The sequence below is a fragment of the Faecalibacterium prausnitzii genome (assembly GCF_019967995.1).
Classification (GTDB): Bacteria; Bacillota; Clostridia; order Oscillospirales; family Ruminococcaceae; genus Faecalibacterium; species Faecalibacterium prausnitzii_E.
Genome location: NZ_CP065377.1, coordinates 702,542 through 727,359, shown reverse-complemented (window position 1 = coordinate 727,359; position 24,818 = coordinate 702,542). Strand labels below are relative to the sequence as shown.

The following is a 24,818-nucleotide window of genomic DNA, read 5'->3' as shown; positions in this document are numbered from 1 at the left end:
ATAGCTTCGGAGAGGTGTCAAGGGTTTTTGAAAAGTTTTTCGTTTCCTCTTTTTGTGCCGCGCCGCCGGAGCGCCGCGCTCGTTGAAAAGCGTCGAAATCCGTGTTATAATGATACCATCCACTAGAAATAGTGGTGCGCTGTCTGCATTGCAGGTGGTCGGGCTTCTTTCCGGTGTCAAATCCGGAGGAGGTCTGCTTTTTATCTTCTCCGGGATGTTTGCATGTCAACCACACCCAACCTGAACGGAGGAGTCCAACATGGATGTTTTGAATACTGTTGTGAACATACTGCATTTGATTGCAGACGTTGTCATCGGCGTTACGCAGGTAACCTGGATGATCTCAAAGGATGTCTTTCGGGACAAGCCCAAGGCCAAGCACTATTCCAAACGCAATAAAAAGTAACGACCGCCTCACAGTTCCCCAACTAGAGCGGTCGTTACTTTTTAACACTTGCCGGTAAAGGAGCTGACCACTTTGCAGACAGCGCCTTTTCTATTTGTAGTATAGTCAATTTCTTACGATTTGTCAAGAACGCAACTTTTCAGGAGTTCTTTATGTATTTTATTCCTTTTGAAACCGCCCGGCTGCGCCTGCGCCCGCAGGAGGCCAAAGATGCCGGTTTTGCACTCTGTATCTGGGGCGACCCTATTACCGGAAAATACCTGACCGATCCAGCACTGGACACCATCGACAATCTCAATGAGTATATGGAACTTCTGCGGCATCTGAATGACAGCGCTGACTGCTACTATGTCATCGCAGAGGATAAAGTCACCGGCCAAGCCATCGGCACCTGCTGCGCCGTCATTAAGGAAAACGGACGCTGCTGGGATATCGGGTACTGCATCCATCCTACTTGCTGGCGAAAGGGCTACGCCAAGGAAATGGTCGGTGCACTGGTCGATTTTGGCATCCAGAACGGCGTCAAGACATTTCTTGCCGATGTCGCCGCTGACAATGCCAGTTCCTGCGGTGTAATGTGCTCACTGGGCTTTGCTCCTTCCGAAAATGGAACCTTCCGCCGCAGCGGAACGAAAACAGAATACAAAAATCTGACCTTCAGAAAAGACCTATGAATATGACTTCTCTCACCCAGACCATCGCCTCCCTGCTGGAGGCCCACCCGGAGCGGCCCGTGCTCATCGCGCTGGACGGCCGCTGCGGCAGCGGCAAAACGACGCTGGCGGCACAGCTGGCAGAACAGTTTCCGGGCAGCGCCGTCTTCCATACCGACGACTACTATCTTCCCCCGGCACAGCGCATCCCGGACTGGGCCGAAACGCCTTGCGCCAATATGGACCTGGCCCGCCTGCGGGAGGAAGTGCTCGTTCCGGCACAGGCCGGGGCCGCGGTGCGCAGCCGGGCGTACTCCTGCCGGGAGGGTGCCTATCTGCCGGAACAGTGCGTACCGCCCGCACCGCTCTATATACTGGAGGGCAGCTACAGCCACCACCCGATTCTTGCAGACTTTTATGACCTCAAAGTGTTCGTCACCTGTTCCAAAGAAGAACAGGCCCGCCGTTTGCAGGCGCGGGAAGGCGAACGCTACGAAAACTTTGTCCGTCGGTGGATTCCTCTGGAAGAGGCCTACTTTGCGCAGTGCCGCATCGAAGCGCTGGCTGACCTCCTCTGGGATACTACAAATTTATGAAGTTTTTGAAAATTTGCGGCGATTTTTCCCGCCAACCTGTGGAAATTATGGTATAGTTATATTGGAATAAACTTGATTTCCCAAGGCAAGGAGAAGCATTATGGAACACTTCGTGGAATTTGAAAATGTTTCCAAATACTACCAGACAGGCAGTGTCCGCATCGCCGCAGCGGACCGCCTGAATTTTTACGTGGACAAGGGCGAGTTCTGCATCATCGTCGGGCCGTCCGGTGCAGGCAAGACCACCCTGCTGAACATCCTCGGCGGCATGGACACCTGCGACGAGGGCCACGTCTGGCTCGACGGGCAGGATGTAAGTCGGTTCTCCGAGAAAGAGCTGACCCAATACCGGCGGTATGACGTCGGATTCGTCTTCCAGTTCTATAACCTCGTGCAGAACCTGACGGCGCTGGAAAACGTAGAACTGGCCAGCGAGATCTGCCGCGACCCGCTGGACCCCAAAGCCACGCTGGAAAGCGTCGGCCTCGGCGAGCGGCTGAACAACTTCCCGGCCCAGCTTTCGGGCGGCGAACAGCAGCGCGTCTCCATTGCGCGCGCCCTCGCCAAAAATCCGAAGCTCCTGCTCTGCGATGAGCCGACCGGTGCGCTGGACTACAAGACCGGCAAACAGGTGCTGGCCCTGCTGCAGCGCACCTGCCGCGAAACGGGCCGCACCGTCATCGTCATCACCCACAACACAGCCCTGACGGCCATGGCCGACCGCATCATCCAGGTGAAGAGCGGGCAGATCCTGTCCAACCAGATCAACGAGCACCCTGTGCCCGTGGAACAGATCGAGTGGTGATTCTTGTGCAGAAAAGTTATCGAAAAAACATCCTCCGGGATCTCAGGGGCAACCTGAGCCGGTTTTTGTCCCTGTTCGGCATCGTGGCACTGGGCGTGATGATCCTGACGGGCCTTGCCAGCTTTGCACCCAGTATGCGGATCGCCGGGCAGAAATATTACGTACAGCAGAACGTATTCGACCTGCGCGTCCTCTCCACCCTCGGCCTTTCCGAGGACGACATCGACGCCATTGCCGCGACCGAGGGCGTCACAGCGGTCCAGCCGGTGAAGTATCTGGACACCGAGGGCCGCTGGTCCAGCACCGACCAGCCCGCTGTCCTGCGCATCCAGCAGCTCCCGGCAGACCCCGGTGCCGACACGGCCGAGAATCTGAACCGCCCGCTGTTGCTGGCAGGCCGGATGCCCGAAGCTGCCGACGAATGCGTCGTGCATGTCATGGGCCACGGGGAAGAGATCCCCATCGGCACCACGCTGACCCTGCCGGACGGCACCGACGGCCTCGCCCGCACCTCTTATACCGTGGTGGGGCAGGTGCAAGACCCGTTGCATTTTTCCTCCGACCAGGAGACTTCCACCGCCGGCGACGGCGTTCTGGACGCCATCGTCTACGTCTCGGACGGTCAGCTGACTGCCGATTATTACACCGTTTGTTATATCAAGGTCAAGAATGCCGACCAGTATGACAACTATTCCGATGAATACCAGACGGCCGTGGATGCCGTCGCCGACCGGCTGACCTCCATCAGCGGCGCACAGTGCACCACCCGCCGGGAAGCCCTCATCGACGACGCCACTGCCAAACTGACCGATGCCAAGCAGACCTACGACGAGCAGAAAGCAGAGGCCGAACGCCAGTTTGCACAGGCCGAACAGAAGCTCGACGAGGCCCAAGCCCAGCTCACCGCCGCCAAAGCGCAGCTGGAGCAGGGCGAAGCAGAGTACACCTCCGGCAAAGCGCAGCTGGCCCAGCAGAAAGCCGCCCTGCCCGACACCATGCAGAGCGGTGCGGACAAAGTGCTGGACGGCGAGGAGCAGATCCTGGAATTTGAAGATCAGCTCCAGCAGATCGAGCTTCTGGTCAACCTGAAGCAGGTGGCCGACCCGCTGCTGACCTATGCCGAAGCCGCGCTCCACAACGCGCAGAAAGCGCTCGACGAGGCCGAACCCGCCGACGAAGAATACACGGAGCTGCGGGATGCCCTCGCCAAGGCACAGGCCGCCTACGACAGCATCTATGCCCAGCTCAACGGCTACCAGCAGCAGCTGGACGAGGGCAAGCGGCAGATGTATGCCCAGGGGCTCCTCTCCTCGCCCAGCCTTTCCAATACGGAACTCGTCACCGAGGCCAAAGCCGCTCTGCGGAAGATGAAACTGGAACTGATGCAGGGCCAGCTGGGGCTTTCCACCGGCACCGCCTCTGCCTATTCCGCCTTTGCTGCCGCCGAACAGCAGCTCGCCGATGCCCGCACCCGGCTGGATGACGGCTGGGCCGAATACGATACCGGCAAAGAGCAGCTGGACGCCTCCCGCACTGAATACGCAACGCAGAAAGCCGAGGCGGAGCAGAAGCTCGCGGACGGCCAGAAGCAGATCGACGATGCCGAAGAGCAGATCTCTGACATCCAGAACGGCGAGTGGTACGTCCTCGACCGAAACAGCACCATGAGCTTCGTCACCTTTGAGCAGTATGCCGACCGGATGGACGCCATCGCACGGGTCTTCCCCGTGTTCTTCTTCCTGGTGGCGGCACTGGTGGCCTCCACCACCATGACCCGCATGGTGGACGAGAACCGCCTGCAGATGGGCACCCTGAAAGCGCTGGGCTACTCCAACACAGCCATTGCGGGCAAGTACCTGTTCTACGGCCTGGCCTCCAGCATCCTGGGCAGCATCCTGGGCATGGCGGTGGGCTTCGTCGTCTTCCCCACCATCATCTGGCAGGCCTATCAGACCATGGTGTTCCGCCTGCCCACCTTCACCCTGCAATTCTACCCCGGCATGGCCGTGGGAAGCGTCCTGCTCAGTGCGGCCGTCATCGGCATCACCACCTGGGAGGCCTGCCGCGCCAGCCTGCGCGAGAAGACCGCCGCCCTGCTCCTGCCCCGCGCACCGGTGGCCGGCAAGCGCATCTTCCTCGAATACATCACCCCGCTGTGGAAGCACATGAGCTTTTCCCAGAAGACCACGGCTCGCAACCTGTTCCGGTATAAGAAGCGCTTCTTCATGACCGTGCTGGGCGTGGCGGGCTGCACGGCCCTGCTGCTCATCGGCTTTGGCATCCAGGATTCCATCCTGCCCATGCTCAACCGCCAGACCACCGAGCTGAACCACAGCGACCTGACCATCTCGTACAGCGACACCAGAGCCTTTTCCGTGGAACACGGTCTGGGCGATGTGCTGGATTCCAGCGCCGATGTGACCAGCTGGGGCCGTTTCTACAACAAGAGCGTGACCCTCTACAATGCCAGCGGCGACAAGCAGACCGTAAGCATCGTGACGGCAGAAGACGAGAGCCAGATGACCGCATATTTCACCTTTCGCACCCGGCAGGGGCACAAGGCCATCCCCTTTGACGATAACAGTGCCATCCTGACCGAGAAGACCGCCGAGAGCCTGGGCCTTGCGGTGGGCGACACCTTTGAGGTGGAGACCAGCGATGGCAGCCGCAAAACGTTGACCCTGACCGGCATCACCGAGAACTACGTCTTCACCCGGCTGTACCTCTCGCAGGCGCAGCTCCGGACGCTGACGGGCGGCACCCTGCCGGAGTGGAACACCGTTTACGGCCAGACCGACTGCCCCACCTCGGACGACCGCAACACCCTGCGCACCGACCTGCTGGCCTGCAATTACGTCAGCGGGGTCTCCTTCATGGAGGACACGACCGAAATGTTCGACAACCTCATCGGCTGCCTGAACTATGTGGTCATCCTGATCATCGTCTGTGCCGCTGCGCTGGCCGCCGTGGTGCTCTACAACCTCATCAGCGTGAACCTTGGCGAGCGCAAAAAGGAGCTGGCCACCATCAAGGTGCTGGGCTTCTTCGACAACGAGGTCTACCGCTACATCTTCCGCGAGATCGACCTGCTGGCCCTCATCGGGTCGCTGGCGGGCCTTGCGCTGGGCGTGCCGCTGCATCAGTTCATCGTCCGCACCGTGGAGATGGACCAGATGATGTTCATCCGCTCCATCGCACCCCGCAGCTACCTGTTCAGCGTAGCCCTCACCCTCTTCTTCACCGTCGTCGTCTGCCGCCTCATGCGCCGCCATGTCCGGAACATCAGCATGGTCGAAAGCATGAAGGCACCGGAATAAGAAAGCATCTCCGCAAAAAACTCCCCTCGGCCGTGGATGGCTGAGGGGAGTTTTTGTAGTTTGTCAGGTTCTTGCCAGCACCGGCAGCGCGGCGATCTCATCCTGCAGCTCTCTGGCCTGGGTCTTTGTGAGCTTTTTGCAGGAGACCATCCGGTCCAGCACCACCTGCGAGCGCTTGAGCGCCAGCTCCGGGCTGGAATGGGGCGAGTAGGCGGACGGCGCATTGGGCAGGCCCGCCAGCAGGACGCATTCGGCGGAGGTCAGCTCCGCAGGCGTCTTGCCAAAGTAGCCTTCCGCCGCCTCGGCGATGCCGTAGCATCCGCTGCCGAAATAGATCGTATTCACGTACATCTCAAAAATCTGCTGCTTGGAGCAGTGCTTTTCGATGTCCAGCGCCGCGAAAAGTTCCGCCGCCTTGCGGGCAAAGTGCTTCTCCTGCGTGAAGTAGATGTTCTTTGCCAGCTGCTGGGTCAGGGTGCTGCCGCCTTCGGCCAGCGAGCGGGTCCGCAGGTCTGTCCACAGCGCCCGGACGATGGCCACCGGGTCCACGCCGTGGTGCAGCTCGAACCGGCTGTCCTCCACGGCGATGACGGCGTCGATGTAGGTCTGGGGGATGGCATCGCAGGTGGTGAATCCGGGGCGGGCCGAGAGGGTCTCGTACAGCTGCGCCGCCGGGAGTCCGGGCTGGGTGGCACGGTAGAGTTTCCATCCCTGTACCCCCAGCACAGCCCCCGCCGCAGCCAGCACCAGCAGTGCCAGCAGCAGCGCCCAGCACAGCAGCCGTTTGAGGAGATCCTTCAGCGTCCGCATCACGTTCGCTCCTTTCACCTTCTGAATGGTATTATCCTACCCGATTTCACCGTTCTTTTCAAGCAGATTTTGTGAACATTCCGCCGCAGACCGCTCAGGCCCGGACATCGCATCTGCGCAGCAGAAGATGCGCCAGCAGAAAGAACACCACCAGCCACCCCAGACAGCTGGCTGCAAACAGCCCGTAGCTGCCAGCCAGAGCATCCGCACTTTTGTTGGAGTTCATACCGAGTTGCATCAGGGAATAGGGCCACAACAGCCCATGACCCTTGGAGCTGATAAAGATGCCGGTAATGCCGCCCAGCAACCCCAGAAAAATGGGCACGGCAAAGCTGCGGATGACCATGGCCAGCACCAGTTGCGCAGCAATAACAGCCAACGCACCCAGCAACCCCCGCAGCAGAAAGAGCGGCAGCCGAACCGGCGGCCAGCCGGGCAGATGGGCAAATACCTTGCCGCAGAACACGAACAGCGCGAACACAAAGCCGTGGGTCAGAAACGCAAGCTTTGTCACCACCGCAAACTTTGCGGCAAACAGGTCCAGCGGCGGTACGGGGCTTGCCATGATCAGGTTCCAGTTGTGCCCCAGATGTTCCAGCCGCCACAAGTAGGCAGCATAGGTGGCTACCATGGCAGGGAAGAAGAGCATGGAATAAAACAGGGTGTGCTGGGTCCAAAGGCTGTACCAGCCGTCGGTGAGGATCTCAAGATTTTGCAGATAATTGAACGTGCCATAGGTGGCGGAAAGAATGGGCAGCACAAAGAACATGGCCCAGATGGGGGATGCGTGGAGCTTGCGGTTCTCCGCAAGAATACAGCGTTTCAGCATGGTTTTATACCTCCTCGTCCTGTACCTTGCGCCACGCAAGGGCAAACAGCACAGCGCCCAGCGCAAGGGTGAAGGCCAACAGCCCCCAGTTGAAGGGGCGGGTGCCGTAGGTGACGGTGTGGGTAGCCTTGTCCCAGTTCGCCACTTCGTAGGCGCTCAGAGGGATGTAGTACCCAAAGGGTACAAAGTAACTGGCAAGCGGCGGCATAAAAGCAGAGAACAGCCCAACCAGCGCCCCTACAATGCCCACGCAGAGCGCCGGCAGGGGATTGCCCACCCACAGCATCAGCAGAAATTCCCCAAAGAAGAGCATTGCGTCCACCGCCAGCGTGCAGACGAACAGATAGACCAGCTGCCCAGTGGGAAAGGCTTCGGTATAACCATGAACGCGCCCCAGCACCGGAACGCAGGCCAGCTCCAGCACCGTGACCAACAGCACCTCCAGCACCCCAAAGACCGCTTTGCCTGCAAACAGGCTGCGGCGGCTTTGCAGGGTGTAGAGCAGCTTGGCGGTGTTGCCTTTGATCTCCATATCCCACAACCGGGAGGCCAGAACTGCCATCATCACCGGCATCAGAATGGCTTCAATGACGGGCAGGCTGTAAAGCAGGGCGCTGTAACCGTTGGCAAGCTCCTCCGGGTCTGCCGGGGCAAGGCCGCCCACCCATAGCACGACAATGCCGGGGATGAACAGGCAGAGAGCAAGGTCGTGCCTACGGTGGGCTTTTTGCAGTTCTGCACGGAAAGCCGCCATCTCACGCCACCTCCCCGCTGGTCTGGGTCAGGCTGAGGAAGATATCCTCAAGGCTCTTTGTCTGGGCCGTCAGCCCCACGACACCTGCCCCGCGTTCGGCAAGCGCACAGACCAGTGCCGCCAGCGCGGCATCGTCCTGCGGCGGCAGCAGAACGACGTCCGGCTCCTCCGTCCGGGCTGCTGCCTGCATCCCCTGCTCGTTCAGCACGGCAAGGGCCTTTGACACATCCAGCACCCGCAGCAGAATGCCGCCCCGGCTGTGTTTTTGCAGCTGCTGCAAAGAACCCTCGAACAGCAGTTTGCCGTGGTTCAGGATGCCCACCTGATCCACCATCTGCTCGATCTCGCCCAGCAGGTGGCTGGAGATCAGCACGGTGGCTCCGGTGGTCTGCGGCATGGCGGCGATGAGGCTGCGCATCTCCTGAATGCCCGCCGGGTCCAGACCGTTGGTGGGCTCGTCTAAAATCAGCAGTTTGGGGCTGCCCAGCAGCGCCATGGCAATGCCCAGCCGCTGCTTCATGCCAAGGGAATACTGCCCCACCTTCCGGTCAGCGTCTTTGGTCAGGTGTACGATGTCCAGCACCCGGTCGATGTCCTTCCGGTCCACGGCTTTTAAGTCGGCCACGATGGCCAGATTCTCCAGCGCCGTCAGGTGAAGATAGCCGGACGGTGATTCGATCAGGCTGCCGGTCTGCCGCAGCAGGGCCATGCGGCTCGATTCGTTCAGGGTGTGCCCCAGCAGCTCCACACTGCCGCCGGTGGGGTGCACAAGCCCCAGCAGCATCTTCATGGTGGTGGATTTGCCCGCACCGTTGGGGCCTAAAAAGCCGTAGACACACCCTTGCGGGACGGTCAGGTTCAAATGGTCCACCACCGGGTGACCATGGTAGCTTTTGCAAAGGTCGTGCGTTTCGATCACAGATTTCATGCTATCCGCTCCTTTTCGTGTTTCCTGTTGTTCGGAACACGTTCAGGATACACCCGCTGCCTTAATCCACCCGGAAGCCGAGCTTAATTTGGCCTTAAATTTTCGGCAAAGCGCTGCTCTGCCGGGCCATTTGTGGTATAGTGAAGAAAAAATGCACAAAGGAACACGAACGCTATGACTTCCATCTATGATGCCGAACTTCTTCTGGTGGACGACAACCCGGACCTGCTCCGCCTGCTCTGCGAACAGCTGAGCGGAGCCGGGTATCACCACATCCGCACCGCAGCCACCTGTGCCGCTGCGCGGGCTGCCTTCGACGCCGCACCGCCCCACTTGATGGTGCTGGACATCAACCTGCCGGACGGCGACGGGTTTTCGCTGTTCCGGGCGCTGCGGGCCAGAGCGGATGTCCCGGCGCTGTTCCTCTCCGCACGGGATGCCGATGCAGACCGGCTGTTCGGGCTGGGCCTTGGCGCAGACGATTATCTGACCAAACCCTTCCTCATGCAGGAGCTTCTCTTGCGGGTACAGCACATTTTGCAGCGGGTCTACCGCACCGAGCTGGCGCGGGGCGCTTCGCAGCAGCTGACACTGGGGGACCGTATCGTCCAGCTCAACGATGCGCTGGTCCAGCTTCCGGACGGTTCCGCCCTGCCCCTGACCGCCACCGAACTGGCTCTGCTGCGCAAGCTGGCCGAGAATCGGGGCCACATCGTGACCTATGACGCCCTGTGCGAAGCCGTCTGGGGCGCGGATTACTACGGCTGTGAAAACAGTTTGAACGTCCACATCCGCCACCTGCGCGAAAAGCTGGAGCCCCTGCCCGGCAGGCCGCAGTTTCTGCGCACCGTGCGGGGTATCGGCTACAAACTGGCCGGGGAGGTACGCTCATGAAAACCTTTTCGCGCCTTCTCCGGCGGTATCTGCTGGCGGCGGTGGGCATCGTGCTGCTGATGTTCGTGCTGGGCAACAGCTTTTTGGGCTGGGTGCTCTGGCGGGAATGGCAGCGCCCCAAGCGGGAATACTCTTACAGCAACATTGCCGATTCCATGGTGCAGACTGCCGACGGCCTTGCCTTCGGCCCGCAGCACACCCCCGAAGAATGGATGGACGGCTACTCCTGGGCCATGGTGCTGGACGCCGACGGCCGGGTGATCTGGAGCTATGCACTGCCCCGGACGCTCGACCGCCGCTACACCTCCAGCGATGTGGCCCGGTTCTCGCGCTGGTATCTGGACGACTACCCGGTCTTCTGCTGGACGGAGGACTACGGGCTGTTCGTGACCGGTACGGAGCCGGGCAGCATGTGGAAGTACACGGTCTACACCTCGCCGGGGATGCTGACCGACGTTGCCGGGCTCCTCCTCCCCTGCCTGCTTGGGATGCTGGCGGCCGGGCTGGCCGTCTGCTTTCTGCTCAGCTGGCGGGGTGCCAGAGAACTGCTGGCCCTTGCCCGGCGGGACAATGCCCGCACCCAGTGGATCGCGGGCGTCAGCCACGATGTGCGCACCCCGCTGGCGCTGATCTTAGGCTGGGCCGAGCAACTGGAGCAGGATGCAGCCCTGCCCGCCCCGGCACGGCAGAAAGCCGGCGGCATCCGCACCCAGAGCGAGCGGCTGCGCACCCTCATCGACGATCTGAACCTGACCAGCAAGCTCCAATATGGAGCCCAGCCCCTCCGGCGGGAGCTGCTGACCGTCGGCCCGCTGCTGCGGCAGCTGGTGGCCCAGTTCTGCGACAGCCCCCTGGCCGACCAGTGCGACCTCTCGCTGACCCAGACCCTCGATGCCGAACAGGCCCAAATCTCTGCAGACCCCGCCCTTCTGGGGCGGCTGGTGGAAAACCTGCTCAGCAACAGCGTCCGGCACAACCCGCAGCCGGTGACCGTCTGCCTGTGTGCCGAGGTCCGCAGCCGTCAGCTCTGCCTGACCTTCACCGACGACGGCGTCGGCTACCCGCCCGCCGTGCTGGCCGCGCTCAAAGAGCCGGAATCCTCTGAGGATGTTCCCCACATCCTCGGCCTGCATGTCGTGGAGCAGATCGCCGCCGCCCACGGCGGAACTGCCGTGTTCGAACAGAACCACCCCCATGGAGCCAGAGCGGTCATCCGCCTCCCGCTGGGGGAGCTGGCGCGAAGCGCCTGAGAGGGCCATACCTCACCGTTTCAGCTTCTCTTCGATCTTCTCCTTCTCCAGCCCCTCGCCAATGACGATGAGCACCTCCTGCCCATTGGGAATGCCCGCAGCGGTCAGGCCGTCGGCGGTGGCGTTCAGCTCCACCCAGCCGCCTGCATCCCGCACGAAGCCCTTCACCCGCAGCACATGGCCACAGGCAGGGTCGGTGAACAGCGACGGGATGTTCCGTTCCAGCTGCTCCCGCGGCAGGCCCAATTCCAGAAAATAGGCCGAACCAAAGGCCCTGTGCTCGTCAAAATGCAGCTTTTCGCAGCTGGCCTGCCGATAGCCGCAATGGTCGAGGGCCGCGAAGTCGGCATCCGTCAGGTCGGCCCAGTCTTTGGTCAGAAACTCGCCGGGCTGGAAGCTCCGGCTGCACTTGCAGGCGGTCAATGCACGGCGCAGATGTTCCTGTGCGGCCTGCATGTCCGCAGCGTCAGCCAGCTGGCTCCGGCTGAACACCACCCTCCCTGCGTTGGCCGCCTCGGACGCCAGGATATAATCGGCCTGCGCCGAGAGGGTCTCCGGCAGCAGCGCATCCACGATGGCGATGACATTGCCCAGCTGATACCACCGGTCCAGCGGGTCGTCCCGCAGGACATCGAAGAACTCGTCCACGTCAAAAATGCCGCTCGGCTCCACGAGTACCCGGTCAAAGCCGCGCATCGCCATGGAGATGAGCTTGGTGCGCATCCGGCGCTGGTGGGTGTCGCAGTCACACCCGCCGCTGATCGTCTCGATCTCGCAGTGGTCGCCCAGAAGGTCCTGCACCAGCATGGCGTCCACGTTCACGGCGCCGAAGTCGTTTTCCAGAATGCAGACATTGTGCCCCTGTGCCACCAGATACGCCGCGTACCGGCGCAAAAATGTGGTCTTTCCGGCTCCCAGAAAGCCGGTGATGAGATCTACCTGTACCATCGTTGTCCCCTCCGCTGTTTTGATTTCAGGGTCAGTATACTATAACCGGCAAAAACAAGCAAGGGGAAGGCGCATGGCCCTCCCCTTGTCTGGTCCTTATAGAAACTCTACACTTCCATCCTCGATGTGGTACATACCGATTCAGCGGCCCACCGGATCGCGGCCAAAAAAAAGACGCCGGTGCAGCGCACTGCATCAGCGTCCGGAGGATTATTTTCTCTTATGCGTGGTTGAAGCCCTTGCCGAAGACCTCGGTGGTGCTCAGCATGGACATGAAGGCGTTCAGATGCTCTTTGTGGATGAATTCCTGCAGCTGGTCGGCCTCGTGGCGGGTGAGGGTGGTGTAGATGATGTAGTGGGGCTTATCGGTGTAGGCACCGAAGCAGGGCGTATAGGTCGCGCCGCGCATCAGCTTGCGCATGACGAAATCGCAGATGGGTTTCTTTTCATCACAGACGATGAGGATGGCCTTGCACATCTTGATCTTTTCCAGCACAGCGTCGATGACCAGCGACTTGACCGTCAGACCTACGAAGGAATAGAGCGCCGTGTACAGGTCGAAGACGAAGCAGGCCGCGATGACCATGAACAGGTCGGTGATGAACAGCGCGACCGCGATGCTGTGGATGTGGGTGTATTTCTCCACGATGAGGGCGATGATGTCGGTGCCGCCGGACGACGCGCCCACATTGAACAGCAGTGCCGAGGCGATGGCCGGCAGCGCAATGGCGAAGAGCAGGTCCAGCATGGGCTGGTCGGACAGCGGGCCGCTGAGGGGGCAGAGCTTTTCAAAAACCATCAGCTCCGCCGACATTACAAAGGTCGCATAGCCCGTGGTCATGGCGAACTCTTTGCCCAGAAAGATGAGGCCCACCACCAGCAGCACGAGGTTCGCCGCCGAGGAGAAAGCCGAGGCCGACATCGGGGTCAGTTTGGCCACCAGAGCCGCCGTACCGGTCACGCCGCCAAAGACGAAGTTGTTGGGGAACTTGAAGAAGTACACGCCCACCGACATGATGGAGATGCTCAGTGTGATGAGGACGTACTGCTTGACGTACTTCATCACCTTTTCCCGCAGGGTCATTTCCGCAGATATTTCCATAAACTCTCTTTTCCTTTTTCCTAATCAACCAAACAATTTTTTCGTATTGTGGATATAGACCGACAGCACCAGCCCAACGCAGATATACAGCATCATCACCGAGCTGCCGCCCGCCGAATAGAACGGCAGAGTGACGCCGATGACGGGCAGGACGCGCAGGTTCATCCCCACATTGACCGCGATCTGGGCCATGAGCGCCCCGCCGATGCCGGCGCAGATGAAGGTACCCAGCAGATCTTCGCTGCGGGCACCGGTCAAGAAGGTCTTGATGACGATGGCGAACAGCACCCCCAGCACCACACAGCAGCCCACAAAGCCCGTCACGTTGCCGATCCAGCTGAAGATGAAGTCGTTGTGGGCGTTGGGCACACTGTAATAACCGCCGCCAAAGAGGCCGTTGCCGAAGATGCCGCCGCTGCCCAGCGCGATCTCACCGCGCTGCTGCTGGTAGATGATGTTCTTCCAGACGGCCTCGCTGGGGGCCCAGCCGGTCTTGTTCTCCGGGTCCAGCACAGCCAGGATGCGGTACCACTGGTAGCCCTTGCCGATCTTATCGCTGAAAAAGGCAAAGGCCGCTGCCATTGCCATGCCCGCTGCCGCCAGCGCCCCGATGATATACTTCCAGCTCAGGCCCGCCGCAAACATCATGCTGCACCCGATGATGGCATAGATGATGGCCGTGCCGTCGTCGCCCTGCACATGGATGATGAGGATGGGGACGGCCAGATGCAGCAGCAGCTTGCCCAGCTCCTTCGGCTCGTTGATGTGCCCCCGCACATTGTTCAGGTGCATCGCAAAGGTCAGGATGAAGCTGATCTTGGCCAGCTCGGTGGGCTGCAGGGTGAAGCCGCCCAGCTTGTACCAGGAGTAGTTGTCGGTGTCGCCTGCATTGTAGCCGATGGTCAGCGGGCCGACGGTCACGTTCCGGATGAACAGCGTCGGCAGCACCAGACCCCAGGTCAGGGCCACATGCACCGGCCACACTTTGACGAGGCTGCGGTAGTCGACATTGGACAGCAGCAGCGCCACCGCGATGCCAACGAGGGCCGAAACGCCCTGCACCAGTGCGCGGCGGTAGTCGCCGATGCCGGTGATTTGGCCCGTGATCTCATCCACGGCAAATCCATTGCCCTGCTTCGCCGCCCAGGACGACAGCGCCACGCAGGCCATTACGCTGCTGAAAATGCACAGCAGCAGGTACACTTTATCCGTTCGTTTGAAATATCGTTGAATGCTCTCCAAAGAAGCACCGCCCTTTCGTGTTCCAGCAGGGGGAGCTTTTTTCCGCTGCTCCCCCATTTTAGTGTATTATACAGCAATGCGTGATTCTGCGCAAGACGGGGTGTATTTTTCACAGATTTTTCGTGCGGCTGTGACAGCTTTGCAAAATCCTGCCGGCCGGCCTTGACAAAGCAGAACAGACCCTCTACAATGGACGTGGAAGCCCTGCCGACGGGCAGGCCCTCTGGAGGACTTTTTGCATGAAAGCACCCGTTCAACGATTTTTATCTGCGCTCTGCGCATTGAGCTTTTTGCTCGCTGCCCTCTTCCCCACTGCCGCACTGGCAGCCGGTGCGGACGACCTGGCTGTTTCCAACACCCTGACCCGCGAGGATGCGGCCCAGATGCAGGAGGCGGACAGCGCCGTTGCGGCCCTGACGGACAGCGGCGATTTTGCTGCGCTCTCCCGCGCCGAGCGCTTTGCCGCCGCACAGGCCCAGCTCCGGCAGCTGGCGGAACAGGGCCTTGTTTCGGTGCGCTCGATCTATATAGACGAAGCGAACGGCATGGTCAGCTTCTCCTACAGCTGCGGTGTGCAGGGCGGCATCCTCGTGGATGACCCGGAGGAGGAAAACGCCGCTGTGACCCTCTCCCAGATGCCCTCGGTCGATCTGCAGGAGATGTCCAATGCCCCCCGCGGAAATCTTGGTTCGGCCATGATCTACTATGCCTTCGACAACACGGTCAACAGCTCCCGCTATCCTTATTACTCTTATATGAAAGGCTTCTGGACGGCCATGGGGCTGAACACCCGCATTGACACGATGGTCACAGTGGCAGACCTGCGCCGGATGGACCGGTACGACCTGTGCATCCTGAGCGCCCATGGTGCCTACTACACCTACGCGCGCGGCCTGTTCCGGAAGCTGCGCACCGAACCGGTCATCCTGCTGACGGAGGAATCCAGCATGACGCGGGATCTCTTCTACGGCTTTGACCTGCTGACCCACCGGGTCATCAAGATCAACGGCCGGTACTGCGTCACAGCGGGCTTCTTCAAGAATGCCTACCGCTTCGGCCAGCTGAAGGACACCCTCGTCTACTCCGAGACCTGCGAGTTCCTGGGTGTGGACGACAGCATCGACCTCTCGATGGCAAACGCTCTGCTGGCAGGCGGAGCCTCCGCTGTGGTGGGCTATGTCAACAATGTCTACACCGTTTACTCCCGCAGTATGCTGTGGGACACGGTCAACTACCTCATCCTGGGGCAGAGCATCGGGCAGGCCGTAGCACACGCGCAGGCGACCTATGGCACAGATGACCTCGTCTGGTACACCGCGCAGGGCGGCAAGCGCCCCCATGCGGCGGCGGCCTACACCATGCTGCTGGGCGATGCCGATGCGGCCCTGCCCATCATCGAAGAGCCTGCCGACGAGACGCCCGTGCAGCAGGCCGCGTAAGCGTTGCACTTTGAGGCGATTTATAGTATACTGGGGGATGGCAGAAATCTGCCATCCTCTTTTTCAAACCCTCAGTCCCGCCTCCGGTCCGCCGGGGCGGATTGAGCCTCCAGATGGGAGTGCATCTTATGTCTCAATTCATCACGACTTCGCGGGAGGAGACCGTGGCACTGGGCAGGCGGCTGGCCGCTGCCCTGCCGGACGGCTCCCTCATCGCGTTTACCGGCGGTCTCGGCGCAGGCAAGACCGCTTTCTGCGAGGGCCTGGCCGAGGGCCTTGGCTGCACCGACCCGGTCAGCAGCCCCACCTTTGCCATCGTGAACTATTACCGCGGCCCGCGCCCGTTCGCGCATTTTGACCTCTACCGCATCTCCACCGAGAACGACCTGTGCGCGGCCGGGTTCTACGATTATCTGGATCAGGGGGCCATCGTCGCCGCCGAGTGGAGCGAGAACTTCGCCGACCTGCTGGCGCTGGAAGACCCGATCCGCATCCACATCGAGCGGCTGGACGATACCACCCGCCGCATCACCATCGAGGGGGTCGAACTATGAACATTTTAGCCGTGGACACCGCCGGAAAGACCGTCGGCGTGGCCTTGATGCAGGGCGACCGCCTGCTGTATGAGTGCTATCTGGATGCCGGGATGACCCACAGCGAGACGCTGATGCCCCTCATCGACGGCTGTCTCCGGCTCTGCGGCCTGACCTGCAAGGACATCGACCTGTTCGGCGTCAATGCCGGCCCCGGCAGCTTCACCGGCTTGCGCATTGGGCTGGCTGCGGTCAAGGGCCTTGCCTTCCCGCGCGAAACGCTCTGCGCCCCGGTCTCGACGCTGGAAGCGCTGGCCGCAGCCCACACCGGCGAGGGCACCGTGCTCTGCGCACTGGATGCCCGCCGCGCACAGGTATACAGCGCTGCGTTCGACCTGGCCACTCACGCACGGCTGCTGGACGATGACGCCCGCGCCGTGGCTGACCTTGCCCAATTTGTAGAAAATTGCAAAAAGCCCCTGTTTTTTGTTGGTGATGGCGCATCTCTGTGCTATAATAAATACAGCAATGTTCCGGGTGTGCTCTGTGTGCCGCCTGCCCTGCGGGGCGGGCGGGCCGCAGCCGTTGCGCTGGTGGCAAAGCAGATGGCCGAGCGGGGCGAAGCCGTCCTGCCCGAAGCCCTTCTGCCGGATTACCACCGGCTGAGCCAGGCCGAGCGGGAACGCGCCGAGCGCCTTGCCGCCGAAGCCGCCCAGAACGTCAAAACGGATAATGGAAAGGACTAAGACCATGGCAAAACCCATTGCTCTCGCCGCTGACCACGGCGGATTTGAACTGAAAGAAGCCGTCAAGGCTCATCTGGACGAGCTGGGGCTGGAGTACATCGACTTCGGCACCCACAGCACCGCCAGCGTAGATTATCCCGATATGGCCCTGCCCGCCTGCGACGCCGTTGTGAGCGGCCAGTGCAGCAAGGCCCTGCTGTTCTGCGGCACCGGTGTCGGCATCAGCATGGCCGCCAACAAGGTCAAGGGCATCCGCGCCTGCTGCTGCTCCGACAGCTTCAGCTGTGAGTACACCCGCCGCCACAACGACGCCAATGCCCTGTGCATGGGCGGCCGCGTCGTCGGCCCCGGCCTGGCCTGCCAGCTGGTGGACCTGTTCCTGAACACCCCGTTCGAGGGCGGCCGCCACGCCAACCGCATCGCCAAGCTGATGGCGATCGAGAACCGGTAAACCTGTCCGTTCGACCTCTCCGTCATCGCTGGCGAGCCGAAGGCGAGACGGAGAGGTTTTATCCAATAAAAAAGGAGCGTTTATTATGACCCCTATGATCGTTGAGCATCCCCTGCTGCAGCACAAGATCAGCCTGCTTCGCAACAAGCAGACCGGCACCAAGGAGTTCCGTGACCTCGTTGGCGAGATCGCGACCCTGCTGTGCTACGAAGCCACCCGTGACCTGCCTCTGGAAGAGGTCGAGATCGAGACGCCCATCACCATGGCAAAGACCAAGGTCCTGGCTGGCCGCAAGCTGGCTCTGGTGCCCATCCTGCGCGCAGGCATGGGTATGCTGGACGGTATGCTGACCCTGCTGCCCGCCGCAAAGGTCGGCTTCATCGGCCTGTACCGCGACGAGACCACCCTGCAGCCCGTGGAGTACTTCTGCAAGCTGCCCCAGGATATCGCCGAGCGCGACGTCCTGGTCCTGGACCCGATGCTGGCCACCGGCGGCAGCGCCATCGACGCCATCAGCCAGATCAAGAAGCACGGCGCAAAGCGGATCAAGTTCATCGGCCTGATCGCTGCTCCGGAAGGCATTGAGGCCCTGCACAAGGCACACCCCGATGTCGATATCTATCTGGGTGCCAAGGACGACCACCTGAACGAGAACGGTTACATCGTGCCCGGCCTGGGTGACGCAGGCGACCGTATCTACGGCACCAAGTAATCTCAACCGAACGAAAAATGGCTGTGCAGCCCGGCTGCACAGCCATTTTTTTGCTTATCTGCCGCGGCCACCGCCGCCGCCATGGAACGAGCCGCCGCCTGCGTGGAAGCTCCCGCCGCCAAAACTGCCGCCGGAACGTCCGCCGCCCATGCCGCCACCAAAGGAACCACCGCCGAAGCCGCCGCCCCCACGGGGAGGACGCGGCCCGCCGCCGCGCGGCGGACGGGGCGGGCGGGGGCCTCTGGGGCCGCGCGGGCCGCCGGGGCCCCAGTCGTCATACGGAGGTCTGCGGCGGCGCCGGCTGCCCAGACCGTAGCCCAGACCAAAGCCGAAGAAGGGGCCGAAGCCACCGCCCATGCCATACCGGATGCCGCTGAAGATTACCTTCAGGGCAAACAGGATGACCAGAACGGACAGAAGCGTCACGAAGGGCGATTGATAGGATGCCGCCGGGGCATCGTAATAGGGATCCTTGTAACTGCCCGTATTGCCATTGCCCACCGTGCCGGTGCTGCCGGTCGTGCCGCTCAGGGTCACGCCGTAGATGTCGGCAATGGTGCTGGCCACATTCTGGGCACAGGTGGTCACGGCGGCGTCATAGTCGCCCGCCGCAAAGCTGTCCTCCATGGTCTGCGCAATGGCGCTGGCCTGCTTTTCCAGCGTTGTGTTGCGGAAGCCGTCGCCTGTCGCCAGATAATAGTCGCCGTCCGCATACTGCTGGGACTGCATCACCAGAAGGATGAGCACACCGTTGTTGTTGCTGGAGCTGCCCAGCCCCCAGGCGTTGGCGGCCTGCACGGCGTAGTCCTCGGTGGAGACGCTGCCCGTGTACTCCACGGTCAGTACGCCGATCTGTGCCCCGCTGCACTGTTCGGTCAGCTGGGCGTTGAGGTTCTCGATCGTCGTGGTGGTGCTGTCGCTCAGGACATTGGCATCGTCCACGACGCACTGGTCGCTGGGCAGGCTGGGCAGCTGGGCCTTGGCCGCAAAGGCAGCGGGCACCAGCGCCGTAACGCCGACCGTCAGGACCAGCAGCACAGCACACAGCCGGGAAGCAAATCGTTTCATCGTTTTCATGCGAAAGGTTCCACCTCCTTGACGCCGAACAGGCTTTTCAGCACACTGGCCGGGAAGCCGCCGGTGTCCTTCTGATACGCGTAGACCTTTTCGTTATAGGTCAGGTTGCCTATGATGGTAGCCGCGCTGTTGAACTGACCGTACTGGCCCTGCACCGCGCCCATCTTCATGGGGTCGGCGGCCTGCTCCTGCAATTTTGCGTAGAGCTGGTCGATGGCCGCGCCCAGCGCCGCATCGGCCTGATAGAGTGCCTGCATCGTGCTGCCCTGATAATAGGGCAGCGCCGTCAGGGACTGTTTTTTTCCGCCGTTCTGCACGGCTTCCAGGCAGGCGTTGAAATCGCTCAGCGCGTCCTGCGCCGCCAGCACCTCGGTATTGTCGGCCCCCAGCGTATTGACACCGGTGGTGAGGATGTTCGCCGCCGTGTTGGCGCGGGTGGTCAGCTCTTCGCTCAGGGTGTAGCCGCCATCGGCTGAAACACCGACGGTGTACCACTTGGCGGCTTCGTTGGCCTTGGCCTTGAGCTTGGCCCCGCCAAAGCCGAAGAATGCCGCCAGCATGACCACCACGCTCAGCGCAAGGGCCGCGCCCTGGGTGCGCAGCGCCGCCGGAAGGGCCGCTTCCAGCCCGGCCAGCTTCTGCTGTGCCGGGGTCAGGCGGGCCGTTTCGGTCTTCGGTGCCGCCTCGCGGTAGCTGCCTGCGTCAAAGCCGCCGGGGTTGGGATTCTGATTCTGGGAAAAATCTGCGTTCGCCATTTTAGCTCCGGATCTCCATCATCTTGGTCTTGAGTTCGTCCTCGATGCGGGTCAGCTCCTGCTCAGCCGCCACCCGCTTTGCGCGGCCCTCGTTCTGGATCTTGTTCAGCTCGTCGAGGGTCTCGATGAGGCTCTTGTTCGTCTGCTGCAGCGTCTCGATATCGACCACGCCGCGCTGGGACTCCCTGGCCGTCTCGATGGTGCCCATTTTGAGGGCCTCGGCGTTTTTCTTGAGCAGGTCGTTGGTCATGTCGGTGACGGCGCGCTCGGCCTGCATGGCCTTCTGGGTGTGGGCCAGACCCAGTGCCAGCACCATCTGGTTCTTCCACAGGGGGATGGTGTTCACGATGGTGGACTGGATCTTTTCGGCCATCATGGTGTTGTTGTTCTGCAGCAGACGGATCTGCGGGCCCATCTGCAGGCTGATGTTCCGGGTCAGCTCCAGATCATAGAGCTTCTTTTCAAAGCGCTCGCACTGGTCGGCCAGGTCGCGGGCAGCCTGGGCATCTTCGGGCAGGCCGGAGGTCTTCGCCTTGTCCATGGCCTGCTGCAGCTCGTTGGCGCGGACCTCGGCCAGCTTCTTTTTGCCGGCCAGGATATACATGCTCAGCTCCTTAAAGTAGGCCATATTCAGGTCGTACATCTTATCCAGCATCGCGATATCCTTGAGCAGCTGGACCTGATGGCCCTCCAGCATGGACTGGATGTTCTCCACATTCGTCTCGGCCTTGCTGTACTTGGTCTTGAGGTTGTCCAGCTGGTCGCCCTTCTTCTTGAAGAAACCCAAAATGCCCTTCTGCTGTTCTTCGTTGGCGTCGAAGCTCTTCAGCTCCCCGATGAGGTCGGTGATCATGTCGCCCACCTCGCCCAGATCTTTGGTGGAGACCTTGGAGAGGGCGGCTTCGGAGAAGTCGCCGATCTTTTTCTGGCAGGCGGAGCCGTACTGCAGCACCTGCTGACTGTTGGTGATGTCGATCTTTTCTGCGAAAGAATCCACCATCGCCTGCTCCTCCGGGGTCAGCCGGACTTCCGGTGCGGCGGGGGCGGGGGCTTCCTTCTTCTCCTCCACCGGCGCAGCAGCGGGAGCGGGGTCCAGCGTCAGAGTGGGTACTGCGGGGGCATCGAGGTCAAAATTCAGGGTATTGTTATCAGCCATTGTTGATTCCGTCCTTTCCAGTTCCAACAGCGCCTGCCGCACGGCGGCCTGCGCCGGTCTTCCGTTATAAGCCCTGGCCCTTGAGCATGTTCTGCAGCACGGTCAGGTCTGCCGAGAGGTCCATGCTCTCCGCCGCATAGAGGGCATCGAGCTGGTTTTCAAATGCCGTGGCAATGGACGCCGCATTGCGCTCCACTTCCGCGCGGATGGAAGCGGCGTTCTCGCCCTTGACGCCTTGTCGGGCCAGCCTGGCGTACTGCTGCAGCACGTTCACGGCATCGGGCAGGTAGTAGTTGGCGAACCGACGCACCTGTTTGGCCTTGGCGGGGCTGGCCTCCACCGTCTCCACGATGGAGCGGCCCGCTTTTTCCATCCGGGTCATCGCCGCCGAGAGGTTCGGGTCCGGCAGGGCCTCGTTCAGGGCGTGGAGGGTATCCAGCTGCTTCTGCATCCCGGTGAGCATGGCGTCCACATCGTCCACGCCGGTGTGGAAGGGCACTTCGTGTTCCACCACGCGGGGCGGGCAGATTTTTTTTGCCGCGCCGAACGCCGCGCAGGCACCGCCCAGCGACACCAGCAGCGCCCAGAGCTGATACACCGGCAGCACCGCGCAGAGCACCACGAACACCAGCGCCGCCGCATACCACGGCAGAACGCTGGGCTTTGAGGTGCGAATGATCTTGCTCATGTTTCGAACTCCTTGTCCGGGAGCCTGCGGCTCCCTGTATGATTCCATAATAAAGCCTTTTGGGAAAAACGCAAGCGTTTCACGAATAATTTACAGCTTTGAAATCAAGATTTCATGGCTTGCCCTCTCAGTCATCGCTCCGCGATGCCAGCTCTCCCATAGGGCGAGCCCTTGGCAGGCCGGGCAGGTCTGTGCGTTGTCGCCTGCGGCTCCTGCACAGTCGGGCTTCGCGCTCAAGGCAAGATCCAGCGTTCCAAAGCGTTCCCCCAGATCTCTTTCAGCTGGTCGGGGCGGCAGGCGGCGTTGGCGGGGCTGGTGCTGGGCAGCTTGACCGCCGGGATCCCGCTGATGGGTTCCAGATATCTGGTATAAATTTTATAGGCCGTCGCCCCGTTGCAGAACACCGCCTCGATGGGCGCTTTTTCCAGCAGCCCTGCGATGTCGTTGGGGACCACATCCCGGATGGACGCATCCGACGCCCCGGTGATGGTGCAGCGCTCCAGCGTGTCCCACAACGCCAGACCATGGCGGAGGATGATCTGCTTTTTGGCCTCGATGTCCTCCCGCGCGGGCACGGCTTCCCCGGTCAGCGCGGCCAGCATGGGCCAGAAGCGGTTCTGCGGGTGGCCGTAATAGAACGCCATCTCGCGGCTTTTCGGGCTGGGCCAGGTGCCGAGGATGAGGGCGCGGCTGTGCTCGCTGTAGACCGGCGCAAAGCTCATTCCGCCACGCCTGCCTTTTCCATCGCGTCCCAGGCCGAGCCAAGGTCGCGGCCGGAGGGCACAGCCTTCGGGCCGTCGAACCAGAGTTCCTCGATGAGCGCGGCCAGGCCGTCCTCCCGCACATCGCCGATGACGCGGTCGGCCGCAGCCTTTGCGTCGGCGGTGCCGTTGGCCATGCAGCAGCCGAGGCCCGCCGCCTTCAGCATCCCCACATCGTTGGCGGAATCGCCCGCCGCCACGGCGTCGGCCAGGGTCAGGCCCATCTTCTCGCACAGGTCCGAAAGCCCCACGCCTTTATCCATGCCGCCGCGCACGACGTCGTAGCAGCACCAGCCGTCTCGGCCGACGCCGCCCGTCTGCATGAAGTGCAGGCCCAGGTGGCCGAACTTTTCGTGGAAGCGGGACAGCTCCTGCGGCGGCATGACCACGAAGGCCGCGTGGGGCATGTCGATGAGGTGGCGGTCCTGGTCCTCACCATCCAGGCAGGTCAGGCCGCTTTTCGGCAGGGAATCGTAGAAGCTCTTCAGCGCATCGTACTCGCAGTAGGCGTAATAGGCATCCCGGTAGTTGAACTGCAACGGGTAGTTGTAATCCTCGCAGAAATCCACGAGGGCGTACATTTCCTCGTTGGTCAGCGGATGTTCGGCCACGACGGTGCCGTTTTTGTCCACGACACAGGCCCCGTTGCAGGTGATGGCGTAATCGAAGCGGATGCCGCCCAGCTGCTCTTTGTTGACGACGCAGTACCCGCGCCCGGTGCTGAGCACGAACCTGCCGCCCGCCGCCTGCATCTTTTTCACGGCCCGGACCACCGCCGGGTGGGCCTTCGGCTCCCCGAAGGGGACCAGCGTGTTATCGAAATCACTTGCCAGAAGTTGATATTGCATGGTGTTCTCCCTTGCTTTTATGATATGTTCCAGTATACCACAAAAAGCCGCCCTGAGCAATTTCAGGACGGCAGATCAAATAATAAATCCGGCTCAGCCCACCAGCGCGACCACGAGCTGGATGCCCACGCCCACGGCAGCGCCGGAGGCCCAGGTCAGGCCGGTGATGAAGAGGTTCTGCTTCCAGGAGGGGTTCGCCCGCCAGAGCACCGCCAGGCCCACGCCCGCGCCGGTGCACAAGCCCGCCACCAGGCTGGAAAAGCGGAGGGCGCCTTCAACATAGAGCTGGGTCAACAGAACGCTGGCCGCACAGTTGGGGATGAGGCCCACCAGCGCCGAGAACACCGGCTGGAAGAAGCCCATCTGGCCCAGAACGTCCGCGAACACATCCTCGCCCACGCCCTCGACGATGAGGCCGAAGAGCAGGCTGAACCCGAAGATGAAGACGAAGATCTCCAGCGTATGGCGGAGCGCGGCCTGCCAGATGGGGCGTTCATGCCCCTCCTCATCGTCGTGGGTCTCATGGCAGTCGATCTCATCGGCGCTGCCGGTGTAGCCGCCCCGCAGAGACTTGGGCAGGATGCCGCGGAGCACAAAGTCCAGCACCAGACCCACCGCAATGGCGTACAGCACCTTGATGACCATCAGCAGCACGAGCTTATCCCAGTACGCCGGCATCGAGATCAGCAGCGGCACCGCCTCGTCGCTGGTGGCGATGAACACCGCGATGAGGGTGCCCAGCGAGATGACGCGGGAGGCATAAAAGTTCGACGCAATGGCCGAAAAGCCGCACTGCGGCACACAGCCCAGCAGCGACGCCGGGATGGCCCCCCAGCGGCCGCTGCGTTCCAGCACGGCCTCGATCTTCTCGCCGTGGCGGTGCTCGACGTATTCAATGAACAGATAGGCCAAAAACAGAAAGGGCAGCATCTTGGCCGTATCGACCAGGCTCTCGCCCAAAACATCCAAAAACAGTTCCATACGGGGTTCTCCTTGCACCAGAATGGCGCTTCAGTTTTGTAAATTGCAAATTGATTGCGTTTTCGTGCAAGGGAGATTATACATGGTTTCGGCGCAAATTGCAAGAGGAATTTGCAATTTATTTGCAAATTTGTTTT

Annotated in this window: 26 protein-coding genes; 12 read left to right on the top strand and 14 right to left on the bottom strand. The window is 61.5% G+C overall.

Going from position 1 to position 24,818, the window contains the following annotated elements; translation table 11 throughout:
* Positions 1-259 precede the first annotated feature (259 nt).
* The 5 genes from I5P96_RS03470 to I5P96_RS03450 all read left to right on the top strand — a co-directional run bounded on the left by I5P96_RS03470 (position 260) and on the right by I5P96_RS03450 (position 5,777).
* Positions 260-406: a hypothetical protein gene (locus tag I5P96_RS03470; protein ID WP_187116981.1), complete on the top strand. Its 147-nt coding sequence runs from the start codon at positions 260-262 to the stop codon at positions 404-406.
* A 152-nt stretch (positions 407-558) separates the two neighbouring features.
* Positions 559-1,080 carry a GNAT family N-acetyltransferase gene (locus I5P96_RS03465; protein ID WP_097791968.1) on the top strand — a complete coding sequence of 174 codons (522 nt, stop codon included), beginning with the start codon at positions 559-561 and terminating at the stop codon, positions 1,078-1,080.
* On the top strand, positions 1,077-1,655 hold the full coding sequence (locus tag I5P96_RS03460) for a uridine kinase (protein WP_223383153.1): 579 nt from the start codon (positions 1,077-1,079) through the stop codon (positions 1,653-1,655). The genes I5P96_RS03465 and I5P96_RS03460 overlap by 4 nt, the downstream gene beginning before the upstream one ends.
* 100 nt (positions 1,656-1,755) lie before the next feature.
* Entirely contained in the window at positions 1,756-2,460 is a 705-nt protein-coding gene (locus I5P96_RS03455) for an ABC transporter ATP-binding protein (protein ID WP_223383151.1), read from the top strand.
* A 5-nt stretch (positions 2,461-2,465) separates the two neighbouring features.
* Positions 2,466-5,777, top strand: a complete 3,312-nt coding sequence (locus I5P96_RS03450; protein WP_223383150.1) for an FtsX-like permease family protein — start codon at positions 2,466-2,468, stop codon at positions 5,775-5,777.
* Between the two features lie 63 nt (positions 5,778-5,840).
* Here the strand turns inward: I5P96_RS03450 and I5P96_RS03445 are convergent, their stop codons facing one another.
* The 4 genes from I5P96_RS03445 to I5P96_RS03430 all read right to left on the bottom strand — a co-directional run bounded on the left by I5P96_RS03445 (position 5,841) and on the right by I5P96_RS03430 (position 9,098).
* Complete coding sequence (locus I5P96_RS03445; RefSeq protein WP_223383149.1) at positions 5,841-6,587, bottom strand: transglycosylase domain-containing protein; 747 nt, start codon at positions 6,585-6,587, stop codon at positions 5,841-5,843.
* Between the two features lie 94 nt (positions 6,588-6,681).
* Positions 6,682-7,416: an ABC transporter permease gene (locus I5P96_RS03440; protein WP_223383147.1), complete on the bottom strand. Its 735-nt coding sequence runs from the start codon at positions 7,414-7,416 to the stop codon at positions 6,682-6,684.
* Between the two features lie 4 nt (positions 7,417-7,420).
* A complete protein-coding gene (locus tag I5P96_RS03435; RefSeq protein WP_223383145.1) occupies positions 7,421-8,170 on the bottom strand; it encodes an ABC transporter permease in 750 nt (249 codons plus the stop codon).
* A gap of 1 nt (position 8,171) precedes the next feature.
* On the bottom strand, positions 8,172-9,098 hold the full coding sequence (locus I5P96_RS03430) for an ABC transporter ATP-binding protein (protein ID WP_223383143.1): 927 nt from the start codon (positions 9,096-9,098) through the stop codon (positions 8,172-8,174).
* A 174-nt stretch (positions 9,099-9,272) separates the two neighbouring features.
* Between I5P96_RS03430 and I5P96_RS03425 the strand changes: the two genes are divergently transcribed.
* Positions 9,273-9,992 carry a response regulator transcription factor gene (locus I5P96_RS03425; protein ID WP_223383142.1) on the top strand — a complete coding sequence of 240 codons (720 nt, stop codon included), beginning with the start codon at positions 9,273-9,275 and terminating at the stop codon, positions 9,990-9,992.
* Positions 9,989-11,242: a sensor histidine kinase gene (locus I5P96_RS03420; protein WP_223383140.1), complete on the top strand. Its 1,254-nt coding sequence runs from the start codon at positions 9,989-9,991 to the stop codon at positions 11,240-11,242. The genes I5P96_RS03425 and I5P96_RS03420 overlap by 4 nt, the downstream gene beginning before the upstream one ends.
* A gap of 12 nt (positions 11,243-11,254) precedes the next feature.
* Here the strand turns inward: I5P96_RS03420 and I5P96_RS03415 are convergent, their stop codons facing one another.
* The 3 genes from I5P96_RS03415 to I5P96_RS03405 all read right to left on the bottom strand — a co-directional run bounded on the left by I5P96_RS03415 (position 11,255) and on the right by I5P96_RS03405 (position 14,534).
* Entirely contained in the window at positions 11,255-12,190 is a 936-nt protein-coding gene (locus I5P96_RS03415; protein ID WP_223383138.1) for a GTP-binding protein, read from the bottom strand.
* A 220-nt stretch (positions 12,191-12,410) separates the two neighbouring features.
* Complete coding sequence (locus I5P96_RS03410) at positions 12,411-13,292, bottom strand: YitT family protein (protein ID WP_223383136.1); 882 nt, start codon at positions 13,290-13,292, stop codon at positions 12,411-12,413.
* A 24-nt stretch (positions 13,293-13,316) separates the two neighbouring features.
* Entirely contained in the window at positions 13,317-14,534 is a 1,218-nt protein-coding gene (locus I5P96_RS03405) for an FtsW/RodA/SpoVE family cell cycle protein (RefSeq protein ID WP_223383134.1), read from the bottom strand.
* A 239-nt stretch (positions 14,535-14,773) separates the two neighbouring features.
* On the opposite strand from I5P96_RS03405, the gene I5P96_RS03400 reads away from it, so the two are divergent.
* The 5 genes from I5P96_RS03400 (at position 14,774) to upp (ending at position 18,415) form a co-directional block, all read left to right on the top strand.
* Positions 14,774-15,973, top strand: a complete 1,200-nt coding sequence (locus I5P96_RS03400) for a C25 family cysteine peptidase (RefSeq protein WP_223383133.1) — start codon at positions 14,774-14,776, stop codon at positions 15,971-15,973.
* Between the two features lie 128 nt (positions 15,974-16,101).
* The gene (gene tsaE / locus I5P96_RS03395) at positions 16,102-16,527 is read left to right on the top strand and encodes a tRNA (adenosine(37)-N6)-threonylcarbamoyltransferase complex ATPase subunit type 1 TsaE (RefSeq protein WP_097791987.1); all 426 of its coding nucleotides are present in this window, start codon (positions 16,102-16,104) and stop codon (positions 16,525-16,527) included.
* The gene (gene tsaB, locus I5P96_RS03390; protein ID WP_097791988.1) at positions 16,524-17,252 is read left to right on the top strand and encodes a tRNA (adenosine(37)-N6)-threonylcarbamoyltransferase complex dimerization subunit type 1 TsaB; all 729 of its coding nucleotides are present in this window, start codon (positions 16,524-16,526) and stop codon (positions 17,250-17,252) included. Before tsaE ends, tsaB begins: the two co-directional genes overlap by 4 nt.
* Positions 17,253-17,256: 4 nt before the next feature.
* On the top strand, positions 17,257-17,703 hold the full coding sequence (rpiB, locus tag I5P96_RS03385) for a ribose 5-phosphate isomerase B (protein ID WP_097791989.1): 447 nt from the start codon (positions 17,257-17,259) through the stop codon (positions 17,701-17,703).
* Positions 17,704-17,788: 85 nt separating this feature from the next.
* A complete protein-coding gene (upp, locus tag I5P96_RS03380) occupies positions 17,789-18,415 on the top strand; it encodes a uracil phosphoribosyltransferase (protein ID WP_097791990.1) in 627 nt (208 codons plus the stop codon).
* A gap of 54 nt (positions 18,416-18,469) precedes the next feature.
* Here the strand turns inward: upp and I5P96_RS03375 are convergent, their stop codons facing one another.
* The 7 genes from I5P96_RS03375 to I5P96_RS03345 form a co-directional block, all read right to left on the bottom strand.
* A complete protein-coding gene (locus I5P96_RS03375) occupies positions 18,470-19,492 on the bottom strand; it encodes a TPM domain-containing protein (protein WP_223383128.1) in 1,023 nt (340 codons plus the stop codon).
* Positions 19,489-20,247 (bottom strand): LemA, encoded by a 759-nt coding sequence (locus I5P96_RS03370; protein WP_223383126.1) that lies wholly within the window; start codon positions 20,245-20,247, stop codon positions 19,489-19,491. Before I5P96_RS03370 ends, I5P96_RS03375 begins: the two co-directional genes overlap by 4 nt.
* 1 nt (position 20,248) lies before the next feature.
* Complete coding sequence (locus I5P96_RS03365) at positions 20,249-21,403, bottom strand: toxic anion resistance protein (RefSeq protein WP_097791993.1); 1,155 nt, start codon at positions 21,401-21,403, stop codon at positions 20,249-20,251.
* Between the two features lie 64 nt (positions 21,404-21,467).
* Positions 21,468-22,091 (bottom strand): 5-bromo-4-chloroindolyl phosphate hydrolysis family protein, encoded by a 624-nt coding sequence (locus I5P96_RS03360; protein WP_223383124.1) that lies wholly within the window; start codon positions 22,089-22,091, stop codon positions 21,468-21,470.
* A gap of 233 nt (positions 22,092-22,324) precedes the next feature.
* Positions 22,325-22,813 carry a DNA-deoxyinosine glycosylase gene (locus tag I5P96_RS03355; RefSeq protein ID WP_223383122.1) on the bottom strand — a complete coding sequence of 163 codons (489 nt, stop codon included), beginning with the start codon at positions 22,811-22,813 and terminating at the stop codon, positions 22,325-22,327.
* Positions 22,810-23,700: an HAD family hydrolase gene (locus I5P96_RS03350; protein ID WP_223383120.1), complete on the bottom strand. Its 891-nt coding sequence runs from the start codon at positions 23,698-23,700 to the stop codon at positions 22,810-22,812. The genes I5P96_RS03355 and I5P96_RS03350 overlap by 4 nt, the downstream gene beginning before the upstream one ends.
* A gap of 93 nt (positions 23,701-23,793) precedes the next feature.
* A complete protein-coding gene (locus tag I5P96_RS03345; RefSeq protein WP_118553635.1) occupies positions 23,794-24,681 on the bottom strand; it encodes a putative manganese transporter in 888 nt (295 codons plus the stop codon).
* Between the last annotated feature and the right edge of the window lie 137 nt (positions 24,682-24,818).